Source organism: Stenotrophomonas maltophilia (assembly GCF_002799155.1).
GTDB classification, from domain to species: Bacteria; Pseudomonadota; Gammaproteobacteria; order Xanthomonadales; family Xanthomonadaceae; genus Stenotrophomonas; species Stenotrophomonas maltophilia_R.
In genome coordinates this window covers 198620-221566 of record NZ_NERD01000002.1, presented here as the reverse complement: position 1 = coordinate 221566, position 22947 = coordinate 198620, and the positions used below count along the sequence as shown (strand labels likewise).

Genomic DNA, 22947 nt, shown 5'->3' with positions numbered 1-22947 from the left:
CCGCGCATTCATCCGGAACGGGCCAGAAACGGCGCCAGACTGCGCAAACCGTGCACAATGAGCCCATGTGCCTGCTCGCTCTTGGCTGGATGCACCATCCGCGCTGGCGGCTGGTGATGACCGGCAACCGTGATGAGTTCCACGCCCGCCCGACGGCGGCGCTGGCCCCCTGGCAGGATGAGACCTCCGTCATCGGCGGACGCGACCTGCGCTCCGGCGGTGGCTGGGCCGGGGTCGGCGCCTCGGGCCGGATGGCGGTGGTCACCAACGTCCGCGACCCGCTGGCTGCCCAGACCGGCCCGTCGCGGGGCGCGCTGGTGGCCGACTTCCTGCGTGGCCGCGACCCGGCCGCCGTGCATATCGAGCGACTGGCGACCGTGGCTGGCGCCTACGCCCCGTTCAATCTGTTGCTGGCCGATGGCGACAGCCTGGAGTACCTGGGCAACCATCCCGCCGAGCGGCAGACCCTCGGCCCGGGCGTGCACGGCATGTCCAATGGTGCGCTGGACGCACCGTGGCCGAAGACCCGGCGGTTGATGGCCGCGCTGTCGGCGTGGCTGCAGGAAGACGGGGTCAGATCCCTTTCCCAAGGGGAAAGGGATCTGACCCCGCTCTGGAACGCCCTCGCCGACGAACACCGCCCCGCCGACAGCGACCTGCCCGACACCGGCATCGGCCTGGAGCGCGAGCGCTGGCTCAGCCCGGCCTTCATCCGCGGCGACGATTACGGCACCCGCGCCAGCACCGTGCTGCTGATCGACGCCGACGGCCACGGCGAAATCCACGAACGCCGCTTCGGGCCGCAGGGTGCACCCAACGGACAGAGCCGCGTCATTTTCTGACCCCGTAGTGCCGGCCACGTTGTCGCGATCCACGCGGCGGCATTCGTCATCGCAACATGCCTGAAACGTCATTCAGGTTCCAACCGCGACCGTGATCCGCCCGCGCCGCAGGGGCTCCAGCATCGCGATCCGCCCACTGTGCCCTTTTCGCATTCGGCACTGTGTCTATAAATGTCGGCCCTGACCTCCCAGGGTGGTCGCGCCCGGCACCACGCCGCGCGATCGACCACCACCACACGGAGGCCCCATGCGCCGCATCCTGATCCTGCTCGCCACCCACCTGCTCACCTTCGGCCTTGGCTTCGGCCTGGGCGTTTACCTCCTGCCCATCCTGATCGCCCCCGATGACCCGCCGGTCGCGCAGGTGCAGGCCGCCATGAAAGACGCCACCTACCGCACCACCTTCCGCCGCGATCTCAAAGGCAGCGACGCGGTGCACTGGGCCGAAGGCAAGGTCAGCGTCAGCGCTACCCAGGTCGCCTTCGACGGAAAGATGGGTCCGGGCCCGGACTACAAGGTCTACCTGGCCCGCGGTTTCGTCGACAACAAGGCCGACTTCCTGAAGATCAAGGCGCAGGCCCAGCGCATCGGCGAGGTGAAGACCTTCAATCGCTTCCTGGTGGAGGTGCCCGCGAACGTGGATGTGGACGACTACACCACGGTGGTGGTGTGGTGCGAGCGCTTCTCGCAGTTCATTTCCGCCGGGCAGTACCGTACGCCGGGCTGATCAGGGCATGGGGCCGGGTTCCTTTCCTCCGGAAAGGAATGCGGCCCCGCAGTCACGGTAGATCCACGCCATGCGTGGAAGAAGAAGGAGGCGGAGCCGGCCGATAAGCCGGGTTCTGTCGTGGACAGTCATTCCTCTAGGCGTTACGTCACCGCAACGCTCAAGCAACCTACCCGGATCCAACGCGGGCCGCGCCAAAGGATCCCTATTTGGTCTTGCTCCAGGTGGGGTTTGCCGTGCCGGTCTGTTGCCAGACTCGCGGTGCGCTCTTACCGCACCATTTCACCCTTACCGGCCTTCCGAAGAAGACGTAGGCGGTATCTTTCTGTTGCACTTTCCGTCGGCTTGCGCCGCCCAGGCGTTACCTGGCACCTTGCCCTATGGAGCCCGGACTTTCCTCGGCACCCCCGAAGGGATGACGCGACTGTCTGGCCGGCTCCGCCAGCGCGTATTCTAGCGTACGCACGCCCTTCCTGCCGTGCTGATCGCGGCGTCCGGTTCATCCATCCACGCATGGCGTGGATCTACCGATTCCGCTGCTCTGGTGGGTGCGGAGTCCGCTTTGGTGGGTGCGGACCTTGGTCCGCACGATCCATCAACTGCCGTACAACGCCTTGCGCGGCGCGCCGGTCAACTCGGCGGCCAGCTTGGCGGCGGTCGACGGCGGCAGATGCTCGCTCAATTTGGCATACACACGGCGGCCGTGCGCCAGCTGCGCCTCCTCGTCGTCGCCAGCACCCTGCACCATCACCACGAACTCGCCCTTGCGCTGGTTGTCGTCGGCCTCGACCCTGGCCAACAAGCCGGCCAGGTCGCCATCGAGCACGGTCTCGAACAGCTTGGTCAGCTCGCGGGCCAGCACCGCCGGGCGCTCGCCACCGAAGATCGCCGCCATGTCGGCCAGCGATTCGGCAATGCGATGCGAGGATTCGTAGAACACCATCGTGCGCACTTCGCCGGCCAGCGCCTGCAGCCGGTCGCGGCGGCCGCTGGCCTTGGCCGGCAGGAAGCCTTCGAAACTGAAACGGTCGCTGGGCAGGCCGGCCACGCTCAGTGCGGCGATGGCGGCGCAGGCGCCGGGAACCGGGCTGACCTTGATACCCGCCGCACGCGCGGCGCGCACCAGGCGGAAACCGGGATCGCTGACCAGCGGGGTGCCCGCATCGCTGACCAGTGCCAGCGACTCGCCGGCCTGCAGGCGCGAAACCAGGCGCTGCGCCAGGGCCTCTTCATTGTGTTCGTGCAGGGCCACCAGCGGCTGCTGGATGCCGAAATGGGACAGCAGCTGGCCGCTGCGACGGGTGTCCTCGGCACAGATGGCCGCCACCGAACGCAGCACCTCCTGCGCGCGCGGGCTCAGATCGGCCAGGTTGCCGATCGGGGTGGCGACGACGTACAGGGTTGGGACACTCATTTCAGCGGTACTCACGGGGCAAGGGTAGAATCGTAGCGTGTACCCGGCCAAGGCCGCTGCCCTCATCGCATGGACCCGATCATGAACAAGCCCGCCGCACGGATCTCCGCCCTGTCGTTGTCGCTGATGCTGCTGGCCGGCTGTGCCACCACCAGCCTGACCAGCACGCCCGATTCGCCGGCCCAGAGCCAGGCGCTGGCGCTGATCGAACAGGGCAAGCCGCGCGACGCCGCACTGCAGCTGGAAGGCCTGGCCGCCACCCTGCGCGGCGGCGCCCGCAGCAACGCACTGGCCGACGCGGCCTGGGCCTGGCACCTCGCCGGCGACAGTGCCCGCGCGCGCAGCCTGCTGGGCCAGCTCACCGCACGCCAGCTGTCCGGCGCCAGCCTGCAGCGCTATCAGCTGACCGGTGCCGAGCTGGCCCTGGCCGACAAGCAGCCGGCGCAGGCGCTGGCCCTGCTGAAGGATCATGCCGACAGCGTTGCGGTCGGCCTGCGCACCCGCTGGCTGCTGGCCCGCGCCCAGGCCCTGCAGGGCACCGGCGATGCCTTCGGCGCCGCCACCGAGCGCGCCCGCGCCCATGCCAGCCTGACCGGCAGCGCACGCAGCGAGAACCAGGCCGCCATTGCCGGCCTGCTCGGCACCCTCGACGACGCCACCCTGCGCAGCCGTGCCGCCGCGCTGCCGGCCAACGACCCGCTGTACAACTTCGCCGGTCGTGCGCTGATCGCGCGTGGCCTGCCGCTGCCGCGCCCGTTCGACCGCGATGGCGCGGCCCAGTTCGACACCAGCAAGCGCCCGCCGGCGATGAGCGACGGCTACCGGCCGCCGGCCAAGCTGGCCGTGCTGCTGCCGCTCAGCGGCCGCCTGGCCACCGCCGCACAGCCGGTGCGCGATGGCCTGCTGAGCGCCTATTACGGTGAAAGCCGCCGCCGCCCGGACATCAACTTCTTCGACACCGCCGGCACCGCGGCCGGTGCCCTCGCCGCCTACGACAAGGCCGTCGCCTCCGGCGCCGACTTCGTGGTGGGACCGCTGGGCCGCGACGAAGTGGACGCCGTGTACGGCCGCCAGCAGCTGCAGGTGCCGGTGCTGGCCCTGAACCGCGGCAAGGACGCACCGCCGGCCGGCAGCGCCGGTTTCTCGCTGGCGCCGGAAGACGACGGCATCGTCGCCGCCGAGTACCTGCGTGGACGCGAGCGCAGCCGCGCACTGGTGATCAGCAGCAACGACGACACTGGCCGCCGTTCCGCCGCCGCCTTCGCGCAGCGCTTCGCACAACGCGGTGGCCAGGTCGTGGGTACCTTCAACGTCAGCGATGCCGTTGGCGATGTCGGCGCGCAGGTGCGCAATGCCGGCCAGGTCGATGCGGTATTCCTTGCCGTGCGTGCGCCGCAGGCCCGCCTGCTGGCGCCGCAGCTGGCGCTGGCCGGTGCCGGTGGCGCCACCCGCGTCGGCACCTCGCAGCTGACCGTCGGCAGCGGCAAGGTCGAAGAAGACGTGGCCCTGGACGGCATCGTCTACCCGAATGAAGCCTGGAACGTACGCAGCGTGTCCGGCCTGCCCTCGGCCAGCCAGGTGGCCAGCACCCTGCCGAGCGCACGCGGTGCGGCCGGCCGCCTGTTCGCCTTCGGTGCCGACGCCTGGAAGATCACCGCCTACCTGGACAAGCTGTCCAACGAAGGCGGCCTGGACGGTGCCACCGGCACCCTGTTCCTGGACAGCAACGGCAACATCCTGCGCCAGCCGGCATGGTCGACCTTCAATGGCGGCCGGCCGATGCCGATCGTCGGTGGTCGCTGAGCGCAGCCAACGTGGCTCGGCGGTGGAAGCCGCCGCCGAGCAGCATCTGCAACAGGCCGGACTGCAGCCGCGCGCGCGCAACGTGCGCTATCGCGGCGGTGAACTGGACCTGGTGATGGACGATGCCGGCACCGTGGTGTTCGTGGAAGTGCGCTATCGCGCACGCTCCGATTTCGGTGGCGGCGCCGCATCGGTGGATGCGCGCAAATGCCGGCGCCTGGCCCGTGCCGCCCAACTCTTCCTGCAGGACAACCCCACGCTGGCCAATGCGCCGTGCCGTTTCGATGTGGTCGATGCCACCGGAGATCCACCGCAGCTGCGGTGGCTGCGTGACGCATTCCGGCTGGATGATTGCTGATGTGTGCCTGCAGCCGGCCAGCGACCGCCACTACCGGGGTGCATGACTGATGCCTTCGATCATCACCCATGCCGCCGTGCCGCTGGCGCTGTGGTGCGCCGCTGACCGTGGTCGCATCCCGCCGCGCCTGCTGGCGGCCGGCGTGATCGCGGCGATGCTGCCCGATGCCGATGTACTGGCCTTTGCCCTGCACATTCCCTATGCCGATGCGTTTGGCCATCGCGGCGCCAGTCATTCGTTGCTGTTTGCCTGCGCGCTGGCCGTATTGGCGGCGTTACTGCTGAGCCTTGGTAGAGGCCGACCTTGGTCGGCGCCATTGAGCCAACCAAGGTTGGCACCTACCAGGGCGCGGCCAACGGTGGCATCAACCGTACAAGCGGCAGTGTTCGTCTTCGTCTGTGCCGCCAGCCATCCGCTGCTCGATGCGATGACCTCCGGCGGCCTCGGTGTCGCCCTGGCCTGGCCGTGGAGCGAACACCGCTTCTTCGCGCCGTGGCGACCCATCCGCGTTTCACCGTTCGCGCCGCAGTTCTTCAGCGCACGCGGCGTGGCCACCCTGCTCTCTGAACTGCGCTGGGTGTGGCTGCCGCTGGCTACCGCCGTCGTCGCCTGGAAACTGATCCAACCCGCGCCTGCTGCCCCACGAGATCCGTCATGAGTCCTGCCCTGCCCGCCCCCCTGGTTGCCGAACTGTCCGCCCTGCTGGGCGTGGAGGGCTGGCGCATGGATGACAGCGCGCTGGAGGCCAACGCGCAGGACAACTCATGGCGCCACCAGCGGCCGGCGGCCGTAGCGCTACCGGCCGACATCGAACAGGTACAGGCACTGGTGCGTGCCTGCCGCGCACACGGCGTCGCGCTGGTCGCGCGTGGTGCCGGTACCGGCACCACCGGCGCCGCCGTCCCACAACCGGGCAGCATCGTGCTGTCGTTTACCCGCATGGACCGCATCGTCGAGATCCGCGCCGGTGACCGTTGCGCGGTCGTGCAGCCGGGTGTGCTCAACGGCACCCTGCAGCAGGCACTGGCGCCGCATGGCCTGTTCTGGGCACCGGACCCTTCCAGCGCCGAGATCTGCAGCATCGGAGGCAACCTCGCCTGCAATGCCGGTGGCCCGCGCGCGGTGAAGTACGGCACCAGCCGCGACAACGTACTGGGCCTGGTGGCGGTGACCGGCACCGGCGACGTGATCCGCTGCGGCGGTGCCTACACCAAGGACGCCACTGGCTACGACCTCACGCATCTGCTGGTGGGCAGCGAAGGGACGCTGGCACTGATCGTGGAAGCCACGCTGAAGCTGACCCCGTTGCCGGTCAGCCAGGCCGGCCTGCGCGTGCTGTACCGCGATGCCGATGCCGCCGCTGCGGCGGTATCGCGATTGATGGCGCAGCCGGTGGTGCCTACCCGCCTGGAGTTCATGGACGCGCGCAGCCTGGAGCTGCTGCGGCTGAACGGTGCCGACGTGCCCGAGGCCGGTGCGATGCTGCTGGTCGAGGCCGATGGTGACCACGACACCCTGCCCTACCTGCTGCAGGCACTGGCCAGCGCTGCCGAGGGTGACGGCATGATCGAACTGGATGTCGCAATGGAAGGTCGCGCACGCGACCAGTTGTGGGCGGCGCGCAAGGCGCTGTCGCCCGCGCTGCGCAGCGTTGCGCCGGGCAAGATCAACGAAGACGTGGTGGTGCCGGTGTCGCGCATTCCGGAACTGGTGGCCGGCGTACAGGCGTTGGCACGCGACTACACGCTGACCATCGTCACCTTCGGCCATGCCGGCAACGGCAACCTGCACGTCAACATCCTCTACCACCCCGACGATACCGACGAGAACGCACGCGCGCATGCCGCGCTGCCGAAGATCTTCGAACTGACGCTGGCACTGGGTGGCACGCTGTCCGGCGAACACGGTATTGGCCTGGCCAAGCGCGATTTCATGGCGCAGGCGTTCACCGCGGAAACGCTGGCGACAATGCGCGCGATCAAGGCCGCACTGGACCCGGATGGCATCCTCAATCCGGGCAAAGTGCTGCCGCAGGCGTAACCACCGCCGGGCATGGCCCGGCGCTACAGGGGCTTGCCGCCCACGATATCGATCAGGGTCTGGCGGAAGCTGGGCAACAGTACGCGGTTGCCGTGCCCGCTCAGGTGATCGTTGTCGAAGAACAGCGGTTCACCCTCTTCCACCGCCGAACAGGTCTGCGGCCCGCACAGCAGCGGCAACGGGTCCCACACCGTCAACGCGGGATAGCGCGCTGCCAGCTCGGCCAGCAATGCCATCTGTGGCGCGCGCAGCCTGTCCAGGTCAGCGCGCGGCATGCTCAGGCCACCGGCACACGCGGGGTTGCGGCGGTTGAACCAGTCCGAGCAGCGATAGGCCCCGGCTTTGAACAACGGCAGCGGTGCATCCACCACCACGTGTACACCCAGCTTCTGCAAACGCCCAAGAACACGATCGGCCTCATCGCCCGCCGCCTGCGCATGGGCCGGCGTGCGCTCGCCCAGTAGTTGTTGATAGATCTGCTGTGCGTCCTGCTGCTGCCAGTCGAAGCCACGCAGCTCCGGCATGCGCAGTGCCGCCAGCAGCACGATGTCACCGGGGCGTGCCTCGTTCTCGATGGTCGACAGCGCCTCTTCGATGAAGCCCTGGCAATCGGCCGGGCTGGCCCGTAGCAGGTTGACGAAGCTGCAGCCGCCACGATCCTGCTGGTGCACCTCCATGCCGGTCTGCCGCGCGACCATGCTGGTCATGGTGCGGTAGGCCGCCGCATGCGAATCGCCCACCACGAACAGGCGCCGCCCCTCCAATGCCGGTGCACTCACCGGCTCAAGCGGGCGCCACGCGGGGTAGCGACGCGCCTGCCACGCATAGCCGTCGCGGGTGACGCTCAGCGAGACCTGCTCGTGGTACTCCACCGTGGCCCAGGCGCCTGCGCCGCACAGCGCTACCACCGGCAACGCCATCGCCAGCACCTTGGCCGGTGCCAAACGCAGCAGAGGTACGGCGCTGCGCAGCGGACGCTCGATGAAGTGGTAGGACGCAGCGGATACCGCCAGCAGCAGTACCGGATACAGCCACAGCGCAGCGCCGTGCAGGCCGTAGGTCCAACGCAGCAGCACCAGCAGCGGCCAATGCCACAGGTACAACGAATAGGACAGCCGTCCGAGATACGCCAGCGGCATGCACCCCAAGGCGCGGCCGACGCGCGATGTACCCGGCGACGACACGCTCGCCAACAGCATCAACGTGCCGGCCACGGTGGCCAGTACACCCGGCACCGGCATCGCCAGCTGGGGCGCGATCATCACGCCTGCGACCAGCAACACCAGGCCGGCACCTGCAACCGCGTCCCCCCGCTGGGCGGGCACGCGCGTACGCATCCACTGGTACAGCAGTGCGCCTGCAGCCAACTCCCAGAACCGAGCGGGCAAAAGATAGAACGCCGCCGCCGGCGCCGTCTTTGCCTGCCAGGCCGCCCACGCCAGCGACAGCACGGTGAGCACCGGCAACAGCCAACGCGACCACGGCCAGCGCTCACGCCCACGCAGCCAGACGAAGAACAGAAGCGGGAAGACCAGATAGAACTGTTCCTCCACGCCCAGCGTCCACGTGTGCAGGAACAGGTTGAGTTCCGCACCGGGCGAGAAGTAGTCGTCCTGCTGGCCGGCCAGCACGATGTTGCTGAAGCCGACCAGCGCGGCCCAGCCGGTCTGGTCGAACTGCTCGTTGCGCCACGCGCGGGGAATGAACAGCGCCGACAGCACGAAGGTGGCCATCAACATCACCAGCAATGCCGGCAACAGGCGCAGCACGCGGCGGCGATAGAAGTCGAGCAGCAGCGCGCCCAGCGACGCATGGGTGCGCGAGGCCAGCGACTGGCTGATCACGAAGCCGGACACCACGAAGAACAGGTCGACGCCGGTGAAGCCACCGGGCAGCCACACCGCGTTGGTGTGGAAGAGGACGACGGCCAGCACCGCCAGTGCGCGCAGGCCATCGATGGCGGCGTTGTGGGAACGTTCGGGAGGGGACATGCAAGCGACCGGCAGCAGGCAATCCGGCAGCATCGCCAGCGTTGGCGCAGTCATTCAATGGACAATCGCGACAGACATGGACATCGTTCAGGTCCAGTCCCCGCTCAACGCAATTGCAGGGCCGAGCCATGCTCGACTCTACAGAAGCCCGCGTGCCGGGCGGCTGGGGTCAGAGCCCATTGCCGTGGCAATGGGATCCGACCCCGCTGCATGTCCGCTTACCAGGCCATGCGCAGGCCCAACTGGCCACCCACGTTGCGGTAGCCGTGGTCACCGCGCTGCACGCTCATGCCGCCCCACGCACCCCAGCGCTGGCCCAGCTTCACCTCGGCACCGGCCTGCACTTCATAGCGGTTGCGCGGGACATCCGCACCCAGCGTGTCACCGTTGAACTGCAACGTATTGGTGCCACTGCCACGCAGCCAGTTGACGCCCAGGTACGGCTGTACGGTGTTGCCGGCTGCAGTGCCATGACCGAACACACGAACCCCCACACGACCGCTCAGGCCACCGGCATCGGCATGGTCGATCACCGTACCGTTGGCTTCCACATGACGATCGGCGCTGAAGTTGACGTAACTCAGCTGCAGCTGCGGCTGCACGTACAACACGCTGGCGGTGCCCTGCCACGCGTTGAAGGTGTAGCCGGTCTCCAGCGACGCGCTGGCCATGCGCGAGTCGTAGTGCTCCGGCTCCAGGCCGATGCCCTGCACGCGGTTGTCGAAGCGGCCGTACTGCACGCTGCCATCCACGTAGGCACCCGTGAGACCCCCGGCGTCCTGCAGCCAGGTGCCGTACGCGCCCACGGCGCTACCACGCACCCGCCCCTTGGCGCTGTAACCGGTCAGCCCAGACACCGCACTGCTATCAGTGCGGCCACTGCCGAGCATCACGCCGAACGCAGCATTGCCGCGGCGGAGCAGGTCGCTGCCGATCTGCAGCACCGAGGTATTGCCATCGATCGACAACTGACCACCCACAGCATTGAAGTCGGCATTGCTGCGGCCTACACGCGCCCAGGCTTGGCGCTCGCCACCCGGCATTGCCAGCCCGCCTCGATCATTCAAACGATGGAAGAACATGTTGATCGCCGCCGACTGGTTGGCCAGGTACGCACCCGCTTCCGGGCGCAGCACCGGCGGCGGCGTGACCGGATTCCCTGGATCAAGCGGACCACCTTCACCGCCTTCGCCCGGGTCTGGGCCCGGGCCCGGATCGACCGCGCATCCCGGCGCTGCCGGATCATCCTTGCAGACGTCGAACCACTGCGAACGCAGATACCAGTTGCCATCGGCGGGATCGGCCAACCCGCCCTGGAACAGGAAGTACTCGTACGATCCTCCCACCGCGCGTCCGCTCAGCGCGTAGCTCGCCAGTGATGCACCGTCGACCTCGATCAACGGGATGCCATCCACCGTCGGTGCGCCCACGCCACCGATGTTCTTCACCGCCACCAGCGCATCACCGGAGGTATCACCGCGCACGTGCAGCCGATCCATCGCACTACCATCGCCACCGAGAGCGCCCTCGAACAGGAAGGTCGCTCCTTCGCTGTGAAGGTCACCGTCCACGGTGAGCGTGTTGAAGCGACCACTGCCATCGGACAATGCCACACCACTGTTGAGCACCTGCAGTTCACCCACGCTGGCGGCGCCGGTCAGCGTCCATTGGCTGCCGCCCTCAATCGCCATCGTCTGCACCAGATCCGACGAACCCTGCCACAGCGAACCATCCGTCAGCCGCACATGCACGTCCGACTGTGGCACCAGGCCGGCGTCCTCGTCTTCCGGGGTGATGACGATGTCGCCCACCATCTGCGAGCGTCCCTCCAGCAGCACATCGAAACGCCCGGCTACCGCCGCGTCCAGCGCCAGGCCAATGCCATTGCCACCCGATACCAGTGCGCCGTTGGACAGGGTCAGGCCAGGGTCGCGACTGCTGCGCACCCACACACCGCCATGCTGCGCACTCACCAGCGAGCCACCGTCGATGCTCAGCCGCCCGTTGTCATTGATCAACGCCGCCCATGCATCTTCGCCTTCGGTAAGCACGTGGGTGTTGGACAACGCCATCTGCCCAGCCCCCCCGGAAATGAGACCATGGGAAGATCGACCCAAGGTTTGTAGGCGGCTGTCACTCAACGTAACCGTGCCGCCGGTGCGCGCGATCGCGGCAGCAGAACCGTCACCTTCGGTCAGCACTTGGATGTCGACGGCATCGATCAGAGGTCGGCGCCCCATGTCACCCTGCGCGTACACGCCATGGGCCGAACTGCCATGGGTGGAAAGACGCGTGCCAACAACCTGGGCGTGTCCACCTCGCACATCCAGACCGAGTGCGCGATCGCCCCGCGCCGCCACCAACGAATCGCGCAGCACCAACGTGGAGTCGTTCGGCATCCAGATGGCGGTGCCGTCAGAGGTTGCAAGCGTGCTCCGCTCCACTGTCACTGCATTGCCCCGCCCATTTATATCCAGGGCAATCCGCTCGCTGCGGACACTGCTGTCGCGTAGAACGGTTACGCCATTGTCCATGAGCCTCAGTCCCGAGTCGCCGGACAGCTCACTGCCCTGCACCGTCAGTGAACCACCAGACTGATCCACCGCACGACTGTTCGCACCCTGCACCACGATCCGGCTGTCAGAGAGATGGACGGTCCCCCCCAGCGCCACGCCTGTGGCCGATTGCCCCTGAAGGTGGACGTCCACCTGGTGCATCGCCAACGTTGCGCCACGGTGCGCTGTCGCGGCGACGCCTGAATGCCCCACGCGGCTGATGCTCGAGTTCTGCAGCACCACATCAGCCGTTCCGGTGACCAGCACGCCATCCCTCGCATCGTCCAGGATGTCGATGTGGACGGCATCGAGCGTTGCAGTACCCGCGTTCGCGTACAGGCCGGACGTACCTGAGCGGCTCACCTGCAGCTGGCCACCCTGCATCTGCAGGCTGCCGCCCATCAGCCGCAGGGCGTCCCCCCCACTGCTGCGAACCTGCACGTTCTTCAACTCGGCATCGGCATCCTGCACCTGCACACCGTGTGCGCTGTTGCCGGTTGTCTCAAACACAACGCCGGTGGCCTGCAAAAGGGCACCGGCAGCGACCGATGCGCCGGCAGCGGACACACCGGCGGTGGTTAGCGTTCCGCCATCCAGCCTGATCACACTGCCGGCCCCTTCGGCGTGCGCCGCATGTGCTGCACGTCCAATCGTGGAAAGGTTCACCGGTCCCGTGGGCAGGATGCGGCCACCGTTGATGGCGTAGAAGGCGTGCCCGGAGGGGTCACCCGGCAGTACCGGCTCGGTGGTGTGGTAGTCGCCTTCGGGGGGCGTCTGATCGTCCCCGTCGGCCACGATCTGCTGGGCGGACGCGGGAATGCCGGCAAGCAGGGCCGCCGCGAGGGCGGAAGCCAGGACATGGTGACGCAGGATGGAATGCTGCACGGGGTCGCTCCTGAAAAGAGGCGACATGCTCGATCCGCGCATCCGGCTGCACCATCGAATGCCTTGTAACCCACCTGCGACAGGTTGTCGCAGTGCTGGCTGGCAGCTGAAGACACAGCGGGTGTCCAGCGCGCTTTACAACTATTTGCATGGGACGGTCGGACCCGCTCGCAGAGACTGCCGCCAGTGGAGACATATGGCTTCGTATTTGACCCAACCCCTCACTGCAGCTTCACATGGACGCAGCGTGCCGGCTTCGATCTGAATGCGTTCGTGTGGTGTGACGTGTCTCTCCCCCTTTTTCGACACAAGGACTTCCCATGCAGCACATCGCCGCCGCCTCCTGCCGCGCTCCGGCGCCCCGCCTGCTGTGCCGCAGCTTGCTGCTGGCCTTGGCCGCGCTCCCTACCGGCGCTGCCCTTGCCGGCAATCTGGATGGGCAGACCGCCGATGTGGGCGCCGCTGACCCGACCGAAGCGTGGACGTTGAAGAACGGCTCGCTGCTGACTGTAGACGGCGGCGCCACGCACAACCTGACTGCCAATGACTCATCCATCGTGCTCTCCAACGCTACGGTGAACGCGGCGTCGATAGGATCAGCCGTGAGTCTTTCCGGCACCTCGATGCTGGCGGCTCGATCGACGCAGTTCAATGGCGGTCTCCATCTCGTCAACAGCAGTACTGCATGGATCGAGGACAGCCAGATCTCTGTGACCGCAGGTGGGGGCGTGCACCCCGGCAACGCCAGCGTGGGTATCGGCCTGTCTCCTGCCGGTGGTGCCAACCCCGAGAACGCATTCGTAACGGTTCGCAACAGCACCCTTCGTGTCGAGGACGCACCGGGTACGCCGGACATCAACAGTGGTCTGGGCGTGCGCGTGATGGGGGGCGAGGTTCACCTTGAAGGCTCCCGGGTCGACGCGGCTAACATGGCCGCCCTGCTTGCGCCCTCCACCGCCGGGCAAGCCCCAATGACGCTCCGCGTTGACAACTCCGTGCTGCAGTCCCGTCGCGGTGCTGCTATCCGGGTCGCGCAGCGCGCATCTGATGCGGACTACCGCATCACCGTCGCCAACGGCTCGCAACTGATTGCAGGTGACGGCAACCTTCTGCTGGTGAAGTCGTGGAGCGGCAATCCCATTGCTGCTGAAAGCCGCGTCAACTTCACCGTGAATGACGCGCGCTTGATCGGCAACGTCAACCTCGATGCGGCGACCGTGTCCAATGGCGTCCTCGACGTGATCCTGCGCAACAAGGCACAGATTGATGGCCGCTTCATCAACGTCACCTCGGCCAGCATCGACAGCGACAGCACCTGGCTGATGACCGGCGACAGCAATGTCGGCCACCTGGCGCTGGGCAACACGGGCACCGTGGCGCTGGGCAATGGCAGCACGTTCAACACGCTCAGCGTGGATACCTTCGACGGCGCCGGCGGCACCCTGCTGTTCAACACCCAGCTGGGCGACGACAGCTCGGCCACCGACAGGCTGATCATCAAGGGCGATTCGAACGGCCAGGCCAACGTGCGCGTGCTCAACGCTGGCGGTGCCGGTGCGAAGACCGACAAGGGCATCGAACTGATCCGCGTCGGCGGTGCATCGAATGCGCAGTTGGACCTGCAGGGCCGCGCGGTGGGCGGGCAATACGAGTACTTCCTGTTCAAGGACGCGACCAATGGCGGCTGGTACCTGCGCTCGGAACTGGCCGGTGCGCCGGATCCGTGCGTGGTGGATCCCACGCTGCCGGAGTGCACGCCGATCGATCCAGTGGACCCGGTTGATCCCATTGACCCGATCGACCCCACCCCGGTGCTGCGCCCGGAGGCCGGCGCCTACCTCGTCAATCAGTTCGCGATGGACCAGCTGCTGCGCCACGGCTGGCGCGACCGCCAGGGCGGCGCTGCCGCAGCGGATGGCATTCGTGGTTGGGCCCGTGTGGATGCCACGCAGAGCAAGCTGTCTGCGGTGGAAGACCAGCTGGACCTGCGCGTGGACCGCTCGCGCCTGCAGCTGGGTGCGGACGTGGGCGTGTTCGACAATGGCCAGGGCCGCGTGGGCGTGATGGGCACGCTGGCCAAATCCGATGCCACCTCGCGTTCGCAGCTGACCGGCTACAGCGCACGCGGCAAGGTCAACGGTGGTGCGCTGGGCGTGTACGGCAACTGGAACAACGATGCACTGTATGTGGATGCCAGCGTGCAGCGCGGCCAGTTCCGCAACCGCGTGCAGGGCGAAGGCCTGGCCGAGGAACGCTACGACTCGCATATCTGGCAGTCGTCGCTGGAAGCCGGCTATCGCTTTGGTATCGGCCAGATCGGTAGCACCGCGCTGAGCCTGCAACCGGAACTGCAGCTGGTCTACGCCGACGCCAACACCGACCGCCGCCAGGAAACCAATGGCACCGTGGTGCGCAGCCTGGGCGACAGCGGCCTGTCCGGCCGCATGGGCCTGCGCCTGCAGGGCGAAGGCCGCAGTGCAGCCGGTGCCTCAGTCAGCCCGTACGTGGTGGCGAACTGGTACCGCGATGGCGCCAGCAACGGCATGGTGTTTGACGAGGAAGCACTGAACGCCAGCGTGCCGCGCAATCGCTACGAATTGAATGCAGGTGCGCGGGTGGACTTCCGTTCCGGGCTGAGTGCCTGGGGTGGGTTTGGCGTGATGCGCGGTGACCATGGGTATCGCGAAGCGACGGCCAATGTAAGTGTTGCCTATCGCTGGTAACCGCTCACTGCGGCGGAGCCCCTTTCGTAGGAAATGGGTTCCGTCTCCATGAATACCCCCTTCCGGCCCGGTAACTGTCTCATGAGGAACACGCCAGTACTCCTGGCGGGTGCGCGTGTCCGCACCCGCCCCACGCTTCTTGCCTGCCACCTGCTGGCGGTGCTTGCCTGCAACCCCAGCACCGCTGTTGCAAGGGAGCTGGTAGGCGAATCCGTAGAGCTGCTTCCCGGCGATCGGGTGGAAGCCTGGCAACTGCGGCGGGGTTCGCAGTTGACCGTCACTGGTGCGGAAACACTCGCCATCCAAGCATTCGACGATTCCACCATTCTCCTGTCGGACGCAACAGTGCGCCTGCCTCCATCGACCATGGAGGCCACTATCCTGGTGGCGGACAATGCCTCACTCACGGCGTATCGGTCGTCGATCGTTGGCTATGGTCTATTGCTGACGGGTGAGGCGTCGGCGCGTCTGTTCAGCAGCAACGTGCAGGTCACTCGCGCTACAGGCCTGCATCCATTCAGCCCTGCCTCCATCGGCATCGATCTGGAGCATCGGGCGGGCCTGATCCCGGGTGTCGAGGTTGAAATCGACGCAACCCAGGTGCGCGTCGAGCAGCCTGATCGTCCTCGCCCAGGCCACACCGGTGTCGGGGTACGCTTGGCACAAGGACAGGTGGCGATACGCAACGGCTCCCGCATCGATGCCGACGACATCGGCATACTTCTGTACAGCAGCGGCGATGACCTGCACAGCAGCGTCGTCATTGATGATTCAACCGTCATCGGTGGTAGCGGTTCGGCGATCCGTATCGCTACGATCGGCCACGCCCCCACATTCGATATCACGGTATCGAATGGATCGCGGCTTCGGGGCGGCGATGGCCACCTCCTGCGCGTTGGCTCCTTTGTCGCAGGCGCAAGCGGCGCATCCAAGGTTCGTTTCAGTGTCGACAACGCGCGCCTTTCGGGCCACGTTGCCAGCGACGATGCCAGCGCGCGCCTGGGCACGCTGGACGTGATCCTGCGCAACAAGGCACAGATCGACGGCCGCTTCATCAACGTCACCTCGGCCAGCGTCGACAGCGACAGCACCTGGCTGATGACCGGCGACAGCAACGTCGGCCATCTGGCCCTGGGCAATACCGGCACCATCGCGCTGGGCAACGGCAGCACGTTCAACACACTCACCGTGGACACCTTCAACGGCGCCGGCGGCACCCTGCTGTTCAACACCCAGCTGGGTGACGACAGCTCGGCTACCGACAAGCTGATCATCAAGGGCGATTCGAACGGCCAGGCCAACGTGCGCGTGCTTAACGCTGGCGGTGCCGGTGCGAAGACCGACAACGGCATCGAGCTGATCCGCGTGGGCGGTGCGTCCAACGGACAGTTCGACCTGCAGGGCCGCGCGGTGGGCGGGCAGTACGAGTACTTCCTGTTCAAGGATGCGACCAACGGCGGCTGGTACCTGCGTTCGCAGGTTCCGGCAGGTCCGGATCCGTGCGACACCGATCCCGCGCTTCCGGAATGCGCGCCCGTGGATCCGATTGATCCGGTGGACCCGGTTGATCCCATCAATCCGATCGAGCCCAACCCGGTGCTGCGCCCGGAAGCCGGCGCCTACCTGGCCAACCAGTTCGCGCTGGACCAGCTGCTGCGCCACGGCTTGCGCGACCGCCAGGGCGGCAGCGCCACCGCCGCCGATGGCGTGCGTGGCTGGGCGCGTGTGGATACCACGCAGAGCAAGCTGTCGGCGGTGGAAGACCAGCTGGACCTGCGCGTGGACCGCTCGCGCCTGCAGCTGGGTGCGGACGTGGGCGTGTTCGACAACGGCCAGGACCGCGTGGGCGTGATGGGTACGCTGGCCAAGTCCGATGCCACTTCGCGTTCGCAGCTGACCGGCTACAGCGCACGCGGCAAGGTCAACGGCGGCGCGCTGGGCGTGTACGGCAACTGGAGCAGCGATGCGCTGTATGTGGATGCCAGCGTGCAGCGCGGCCAGTTCCGCAACCGCGTGCAGGGCGAAGGCCTGGCCGAGGAACGCTACGACTCGGACATCTGGCAGTCGTCGCTGGAAGCCGGCTATCGCTTTGGTATCGGCCAGATCGGCAGCACCGCGCTGAGCCTGCAGCCGGAACTGCAGCTGGTCTACGTCGACGCCAACACCGACCGCCACCAGGAAACCAATGGCACGGTGGTGCGCAGCCTGGGCGACAGCGGCCTGTCCGGCCGCATGGGCCTGCGCCTGCAGGGCGAAGGCCGTAGTGCCGCCGGTGCATCGGTCAGCCCATACGTGGTGGCCAACTGGTACCGCGATGGTGCCAGCAACGGCATGGCGTTTGACGATGAAGCCCTGAAGGCCAGCGTGCCGCGCAACCGTTATGAGTTGAATGCCGGTGCGCGTGTGGACTTCCGTTCCGGGCTGAGTGCCTGGGGTGGGTTTGGCGTGATGCGCGGTGACCATGGCTACCGCGAGGCCACGGCCAACGTGAGTGTCGCCTACAAGTGGTGATGTAAGCACGAACGGCGCCGGTGAGATCCGGCGCCGTTCTGCTTTCTGCCTTCTGTAGCGCCGAGCACAGGCTGGGCTCCACGAGAAATATCGCACCTGCCGTGCTGATGCGCGTCTGGCCTCGCATATTGCACGCGCCGCGATTCTGCAGCGCTTTCGAAGTTGGAGCCTTACTGGCTGGCAGCTGAAGGCACCGGGGTGTCCAGTGCGCTTTACAACTTTTTGCATGGGATGGCCGCGCCTGCGCACACAGACTGCGGCCAAAGGAGACGCGTTCCTTCGCATCCAGCCCCCATCACGGCCACTCAAGCAAAGCCGCCTGACACGGGAGCCGATCCGAATGCCTACGTGGTGACGCGTGCCTCCCACATTCCCGACACAAGGATCCCCCCATGAAGCTCAGCTCCGTCGTTTCCTCGCCTCGACCGCCGACGCCGCACCGGCTGTTCCGCAGCCTGCTGCTGGCCTTGGCTTCACTCCCCGCCGGCGCTGTACTGGCAGGCGATCTGGATGACCAGGCCGCCGAGGTGGGTGCAGCTGACCCCATCGAGGCCTGGAGGCTCATCAATGGCTCGCAGTTGACGGTCAACGGCGGGCAGACCCAGCACATTCGCGCGGGGGATACGTCCGTGGTGAACCTGCAGAACGCGCGGGTCGTCCGCACCGGTTTGGAACGCGAGGCCATCCATCTGTACGGTGAAGCCACGCTTGTGGCCAACTCAAGCCGGATCGACGGTAGCGTCTTTATTGACAGTGGCAACACCTCGGTAACGCTGAAGGACAGCATCGTGGTGGTTGACGCTGCCCAGCTGGTGCCCGGTGCAACTTCGAGCATCGGCATTGATGCCTCGATCCTGTCGGCCTGGGACTCGCAGTTCACTCCCTCGGTCGTGCTGGATGGCACATATGTTCGCGTTGATGACCTCCACTCACCGCCCCGTCCCTTCACCACCGGGATCGGCGCCCGCCTTGTGGTGGGCCAGATGGATATCCTCAATGGTTCACAGGTGGTGGCGGCCAATGTGGGTGCATTGCTGATGGGTGAGCGTGTTGACTCCGGCGCGCTGCGGCTCGACATAAATGACTCCACCCTGCAGTCCGGCCGCGGTGCCGCCATCCAGGTCATCCCACGGTTCGCGAGCACCTACAACATCACCGTAGCGAATGGCTCACACCTGATTGCAGGTGACGGCAACCTGCTGCGCGTAGGCCGCGATGGCGCCGTTTCCGGCTCGTTCACCGACGTGAACTTCACCGTGGATGATGCGCGCTTGTCGGGTGATGTCCGCCTTGATTCCTTGTTCGCCACCATGGGTTCGCTGAATGTCGCCCTGCGCAACAAGGCACAGATCGACGGCCGTTTCATCAATGTCACCCGTGCCGAAATCGACGGCGACAGCAACTGGCTGATGACCGGTGACAGCAACGTCGGCCGGCTCAGCCTTGGCAGTACCGGCACCGTGGCACTGGGCAATGGCAGCACGTTCAATACCCTCACTGCCGACAGCTTCACCGGCAATGGCGGCACCCTGCTGTTCAACACCATGCTCGGCGATGACAGCTCATTGACCGACAAGCTGGTGATCAACGGCGACGCCAACGGCCAGGCGAACGTGCGCGTGCTCAATGCCAGTGGCGCCGGTGCGAAGACCGACAAGGGCATCGAGCTGATCCGCGTGGGCGGTGCGTCCAATGCGCAGTTCGACCTGCAGGGCCGCGCGGTGGGCGGGCAATACGAGTACTTCCTGTTCAAGGATGCCAGCGACGGCGGTTGGTACCTGCGCTCGGCGCTGGCCGGCGCGCCGGACCCGTGCGTGGTCGATCCCACGCTGCCGGAGTGCAGGCCGATCGATCCGGTGGACCCCGTCAATCCGATCGACCCAGGCCCGGTGCTGCGCCCGGAAGCCGGCGCCTACCTGGCCAACCAGTTCGCGATGGACCAGCTGCTGCGCCACGGCTGGCGCGACCGCCAAGGCAGCATCTCCGCCGTGGATGGCGTGCGTGGTTGGGCCCGTGTGGATGCCACGCAGAGCAAACTGTCGGCCGTGGAAGACCAGCTGGACCTGCGCGTGGATCGCTCGCGCCTGCAGCTGGGTGCAGATATCGGCGTGTTCGACAACGGCCAGGGCCGCGTGGGTGTGATGGGTACGCTGGCCAAGTCCGATGCCACCTCGCGTTCGCAGCTGACCGGCTACAGCGCACGCGGCAAGGTCAACGGCGGCGCGCTGGGCGTGTACGGCAACTGGAGCAGCGATGCGCTGTATGTGGATGCCAGCGTGCAGCGCGGCCAGTTCCGCAACCGCGTGCAGGGCGAAGGCCTGGCCGAAGAACGCTACGACTCGGACATCTGGCAGTCGTCGCTGGAAGCCGGCTACCGCATTGGTATCGGCCAGATCGGCAGCACCGCGCTGAGCCTGCAGCCGGAGCTGCAGCTGGTCTATATCGATGCCAACACCGACCGCCACCAGGAAACCAACGGCACGGTGGTGCGCAGCCTGGGCGGCAGCGGCCTGTCCGGCCGCATGGGCCTGCGCCTGCAGGGCGAAGGCCGCAGTGCAGCCGGCGCGGCGGTCAGCCCGTACGTGGTGGCCAACTGGTACCGCGATGGTGCCAGCAACGGCATGGCGTTCGATGATGAGGCCCTGAAGGCCAGCGTGCCGCGCAACCGCTATGAGTTGAATGCCGGTGCGCGTGTGGATTTCCGTTCCGGGCTGAGTGCCTGGGGTGGTTTTGGTGTGATGCGCGGTGACCATGGGTATCGCGAAGCGACTGCGAACCTCAGCGTCGCGTACACGTGGTGAAGTAGTTGAAAGAACGGCGCCGGAGAGATCCGGCGCCGTTCTGCATTCTGTAGCGTCGAGCCATGCTCGACTGGGTTTTCCCGGCGACGACCGACAACGGTCGAGCATGGCTCGACGCTACAGAGAATGTCGCATTCGGCAGGCATTGCCATCTGCTGCCTGCCAGCCACGAAATTCCAACACTTTCGAAGTTTCCAACAATTCTCATTGGCAGCATTGGCGCTTCATGCAAATCATGTAGCGCCACCGACAACGGGTGGCACGGGCTTCCAATCCCGATCAGTAACACTGTTGTTTACGCTTGTCTGCCGGCGTCACCCTTTCCTTGTTGGGTGGCGTCGGCAGGCATTCTGTCCGCGCATCTATGGCGGGCGGTGCGTGGGGGCCCCGTGCCCGCCGGCGTTTCGCAGTGTTACTACCGGTATTGGAACCATGCACCGTCCGCCACCCTCGCTGTTAAGCGGGGTGGCCCCTTGCCGCTTGCACAAGGACGCCGCCATGACCGCTTCCCCCTACCCCCACCTGTTCGCCACCCTGGGCGACGCCGCCACGCGCCTGCCGGATGACCTGGCGCGCACACTGGAAGACACGTTCGTATCGCTGCAGGCCGGCAACAGCGCCGGGGCCATCACGTTGCAGGCCTGCCTGCAGTACATCCGCCAGGGCGATGCGGCCGATGGCCAGCCGTGGCCGGGCAACAACCACACACCCGGGCAGCGCCTGGCATTGGCGCGTATTGATCGTGCCAATGCGGGGCTGAGTTTCCTGCTGGAACTGCTGCACGCCACTGAACGCGTGCGCGTGGACGGCGATATCGACCAGCAGATGGGCGATGGTGCGCGCGAGGGCCTGCTGCTGGCCTGCCGTGGGCTGGCCGAGTATGTGGACGTGCAGTTGCGCGCGGCGTAACGCCGGGCGATACCGATGCGCGTGCGCTTCGGTAGGTGTCGACCTTGGTCGACACATTCGTGCCAACCAAGGTTGGCACCTACCAGGGCAATGCCGAGGTGCTTCACTGGGGGTCAGATCCCTTTGCGCCGCAAAGGGATCTGACCCCACCCCGAAGTTTGGCACCCACCAGAGCAGTACCGCTGCTGCTACGCGAAGTGCTGGTAGCCGCCGTCGGCGGCTTCGCCGTCCACGTGCACGCCCTGCCCTTCGGCGATGCGGCCGATGCGGGTGAGCGGCACGTCCAGCGATTCGGCCAGGTAATGCAGCGCATCGCGCTGGTCGGCGGCAGCGGTGAAGCACAGCTCGTAGTCGTCGCCGCCGCGCAGTGCGCAGTCGCGTGCAGCGTCGCGGCCGAGCAGCTCACGCAGCGCGTGCGAGATCGGCAGCGAATCGGCATCCACCTGCGCGGCCACGTTGCTGCGCGTGGCAATGTGGCCCACATCGGCCAGCAGGCCGTCGGACACATCCACCGCGGCATGCGCGAATGCACGCAGGCGCAGGCCGAGGGTAACGCGCGGCGTCGGCCGCAGCAGGCGCAGGCGCAGGCTTTCGTAGTCGGCCAGCAGCGTGGCGGTGGCGATGCTCAACGCACCTTGTTGCCACAGGCGCAGCGCACCGGCGGCATCGCCGAGCGTGCCGCTCACCCAGATGTCATCGCCTGCCTGTGCGCGATCGCGTCGCAGGGCCTGGCCGCGCCCGACCTGGCCCATCGCGGTCACCGACAGCGACAGCGGGCCGCGCGTGGTGTCACCACCGATCAGCGCGATGTCGTGCTGGTCGGCCAAGGCAAAGAAGCCATCGGCGAAGGCCTCGATCCAGTCTTCAGAGGCCTCCGGCAATGACAGTGCCAGCGTGCACCACGCCGGGCGCGCGCCCATCGCCGCCAGATCGGAGAGGTTGACTGCCAGGGTCTTCCAGCCGATGTCGAAGGCCGGTGTTTCCACCGGGAAGTGGATGCCGCTGTTGAGCGTGTCGGCGGTGACCACCAGTTGTTCGTTGGCACGCGGCTGCAGCAGCGCGGCGTCGTCACCGATGCCGAGCAGGATGTCGTCGCGCTCGAGGGTGCGGGCGCGGATGCGGTCGATGAGGGCGAATTCGGCCAGGGACATGGGGCGTTCCGGCGGGGTGCATGGATGGGCGACGGGCGCGGGCGGATGATGCCGACGAGGTGGAACCGGTGGGGCGGAACCGACCGGGTAGAGTCGACTGTTAGTCGACTGCTCTCGCGTCCAACATCATGACCGCCGTTCAAAAAGCAGTCGACTAACAGTCGACTCTACCAAGGCAGGTTTCCACGCCGTTCGGAGTCCGGAACAGGTTCCCAGCCATGCCAACCAAGGTTGGCA

14 protein-coding genes and 1 other RNA gene are annotated in these 22947 nt (G+C 66.8%); 10 read left to right on the top strand and 5 right to left on the bottom strand.

Annotated features, from left to right (window positions below; translation table 11 throughout):
• The first annotated feature begins 65 nt into the window (after positions 1–65).
• Positions 66–842: an NRDE family protein gene (locus B9Y82_RS01455; RefSeq protein WP_100471283.1), complete on the top strand. Its 777-nt coding sequence runs from the start codon at positions 66–68 to the stop codon at positions 840–842.
• A 247-nt stretch (positions 843–1089) separates the two neighbouring features.
• On the top strand, positions 1090–1569 hold the full coding sequence (locus tag B9Y82_RS01450; RefSeq protein WP_100471282.1) for a DM13 domain-containing protein: 480 nt from the start codon (positions 1090–1092) through the stop codon (positions 1567–1569).
• Positions 1570–1657: 88 nt separating this feature from the next.
• On the opposite strand, the gene rnpB is transcribed toward B9Y82_RS01450, so the two are convergent.
• Both rnpB and rsmI read right to left on the bottom strand, forming a co-directional pair.
• Positions 1658–2009, bottom strand: an RNA gene (gene rnpB / locus B9Y82_RS01445) — RNase P RNA component class A.
• Between the two features lie 155 nt (positions 2010–2164).
• Positions 2165–2983 carry a 16S rRNA (cytidine(1402)-2'-O)-methyltransferase gene (rsmI, locus tag B9Y82_RS01440; RefSeq protein WP_100471281.1) on the bottom strand — a complete coding sequence of 273 codons (819 nt, stop codon included), beginning with the start codon at positions 2981–2983 and terminating at the stop codon, positions 2165–2167.
• A gap of 81 nt (positions 2984–3064) precedes the next feature.
• On the opposite strand from rsmI, the gene B9Y82_RS01435 reads away from it, so the two are divergent.
• Genes B9Y82_RS01435 through B9Y82_RS01420 form a run of 4 tightly spaced genes read left to right on the top strand, consistent with a single transcriptional unit; the run spans position 3065 to position 7184 of the window.
• The gene (locus B9Y82_RS01435) at positions 3065–4786 is read left to right on the top strand and encodes a penicillin-binding protein activator (protein ID WP_100471280.1); all 1722 of its coding nucleotides are present in this window, start codon (positions 3065–3067) and stop codon (positions 4784–4786) included.
• Complete coding sequence (locus B9Y82_RS01430; RefSeq protein ID WP_202908109.1) at positions 4776–5144, top strand: YraN family protein; 369 nt, start codon at positions 4776–4778, stop codon at positions 5142–5144. Before B9Y82_RS01435 ends, B9Y82_RS01430 begins: the two co-directional genes overlap by 11 nt.
• 49 nt (positions 5145–5193) lie before the next feature.
• Positions 5194–5802: a metal-dependent hydrolase gene (locus B9Y82_RS01425; RefSeq protein ID WP_100471278.1), complete on the top strand. Its 609-nt coding sequence runs from the start codon at positions 5194–5196 to the stop codon at positions 5800–5802.
• Positions 5799–7184, top strand: coding sequence for an FAD-binding oxidoreductase (locus B9Y82_RS01420; RefSeq protein ID WP_100471277.1), 1386 nt, complete (start codon positions 5799–5801; stop codon positions 7182–7184). Before B9Y82_RS01425 ends, B9Y82_RS01420 begins: the two co-directional genes overlap by 4 nt.
• A gap of 23 nt (positions 7185–7207) precedes the next feature.
• Here the strand turns inward: B9Y82_RS01420 and B9Y82_RS01415 are convergent, their stop codons facing one another.
• Together B9Y82_RS01415 and B9Y82_RS01410 are read right to left on the bottom strand one after the other, a co-directional pair.
• Positions 7208–9229 carry an acyltransferase family protein gene (locus B9Y82_RS01415; RefSeq protein ID WP_100471276.1) on the bottom strand — a complete coding sequence of 674 codons (2022 nt, stop codon included), beginning with the start codon at positions 9227–9229 and terminating at the stop codon, positions 7208–7210.
• Between the two features lie 164 nt (positions 9230–9393).
• Complete coding sequence (locus B9Y82_RS01410) at positions 9394–12615, bottom strand: autotransporter outer membrane beta-barrel domain-containing protein (RefSeq protein WP_238381526.1); 3222 nt, start codon at positions 12613–12615, stop codon at positions 9394–9396.
• A 320-nt stretch (positions 12616–12935) separates the two neighbouring features.
• On the opposite strand from B9Y82_RS01410, the gene B9Y82_RS01405 reads away from it, so the two are divergent.
• The 4 genes from B9Y82_RS01405 (at position 12936) to B9Y82_RS01390 (ending at position 21559) form a co-directional block, all read left to right on the top strand.
• Positions 12936–15338, top strand: coding sequence for an autotransporter outer membrane beta-barrel domain-containing protein (locus B9Y82_RS01405; protein ID WP_100471274.1), 2403 nt, complete (start codon positions 12936–12938; stop codon positions 15336–15338).
• A gap of 366 nt (positions 15339–15704) precedes the next feature.
• Complete coding sequence (locus tag B9Y82_RS01400; RefSeq protein WP_238381525.1) at positions 15705–17849, top strand: autotransporter outer membrane beta-barrel domain-containing protein; 2145 nt, start codon at positions 15705–15707, stop codon at positions 17847–17849.
• A 392-nt stretch (positions 17850–18241) separates the two neighbouring features.
• On the top strand, positions 18242–20650 hold the full coding sequence (locus B9Y82_RS01395; protein WP_100471272.1) for an autotransporter outer membrane beta-barrel domain-containing protein: 2409 nt from the start codon (positions 18242–18244) through the stop codon (positions 20648–20650).
• A 498-nt stretch (positions 20651–21148) separates the two neighbouring features.
• A complete protein-coding gene (locus tag B9Y82_RS01390; RefSeq protein ID WP_100471271.1) occupies positions 21149–21559 on the top strand; it encodes a hypothetical protein in 411 nt (136 codons plus the stop codon).
• A gap of 188 nt (positions 21560–21747) precedes the next feature.
• Here the strand turns inward: B9Y82_RS01390 and thiL are convergent, their stop codons facing one another.
• Positions 21748–22710 carry a thiamine-phosphate kinase gene (thiL, locus tag B9Y82_RS01385; RefSeq protein ID WP_100471270.1) on the bottom strand — a complete coding sequence of 321 codons (963 nt, stop codon included), beginning with the start codon at positions 22708–22710 and terminating at the stop codon, positions 21748–21750.
• Positions 22711–22947 lie beyond the last annotated feature (237 nt).

Bases quoted from the DNA above. Each gene is read 5' to 3' on its own strand.
- B9Y82_RS01455 (WP_100471283.1), top strand. From the start codon at position 66: ATGTGCCTGCTCGCTCTTGGCTGGATGCACCATCCGCGCTGGCGGCTG.
- B9Y82_RS01425 (WP_100471278.1), top strand. From the start codon at position 5,194: ATGCCTTCGATCATCACCCATGCCGCCGTGCCGCTGGCGCTGTGGTGC.
- B9Y82_RS01405 (WP_100471274.1), top strand. From the start codon at position 12,936: ATGCAGCACATCGCCGCCGCCTCCTGCCGCGCTCCGGCGCCCCGCCTG.
- B9Y82_RS01395 (WP_100471272.1), top strand. From the start codon at position 18,242: ATGAAGCTCAGCTCCGTCGTTTCCTCGCCTCGACCGCCGACGCCGCAC.
- B9Y82_RS01420 (WP_100471277.1), top strand. From the start codon at position 5,799: ATGAGTCCTGCCCTGCCCGCCCCCCTGGTTGCCGAACTGTCCGCCCTG.
- B9Y82_RS01450 (WP_100471282.1), top strand. From the start codon at position 1,090: ATGCGCCGCATCCTGATCCTGCTCGCCACCCACCTGCTCACCTTCGGC.
- B9Y82_RS01435 (WP_100471280.1), top strand. From the start codon at position 3,065: ATGAACAAGCCCGCCGCACGGATCTCCGCCCTGTCGTTGTCGCTGATG.
- B9Y82_RS01390 (WP_100471271.1), top strand. From the start codon at position 21,149: ATGACCGCTTCCCCCTACCCCCACCTGTTCGCCACCCTGGGCGACGCC.
- B9Y82_RS01400 (WP_238381525.1), top strand. From the start codon at position 15,705: ATGGAGGCCACTATCCTGGTGGCGGACAATGCCTCACTCACGGCGTAT.
- B9Y82_RS01415 (WP_100471276.1), bottom strand. From the start codon at position 9,229: ATGACTGCGCCAACGCTGGCGATGCTGCCGGATTGCCTGCTGCCGGTC.
- rsmI (WP_100471281.1), bottom strand. From the start codon at position 2,983: ATGAGTGTCCCAACCCTGTACGTCGTCGCCACCCCGATCGGCAACCTG.
- thiL (WP_100471270.1), bottom strand. From the start codon at position 22,710: ATGTCCCTGGCCGAATTCGCCCTCATCGACCGCATCCGCGCCCGCACC.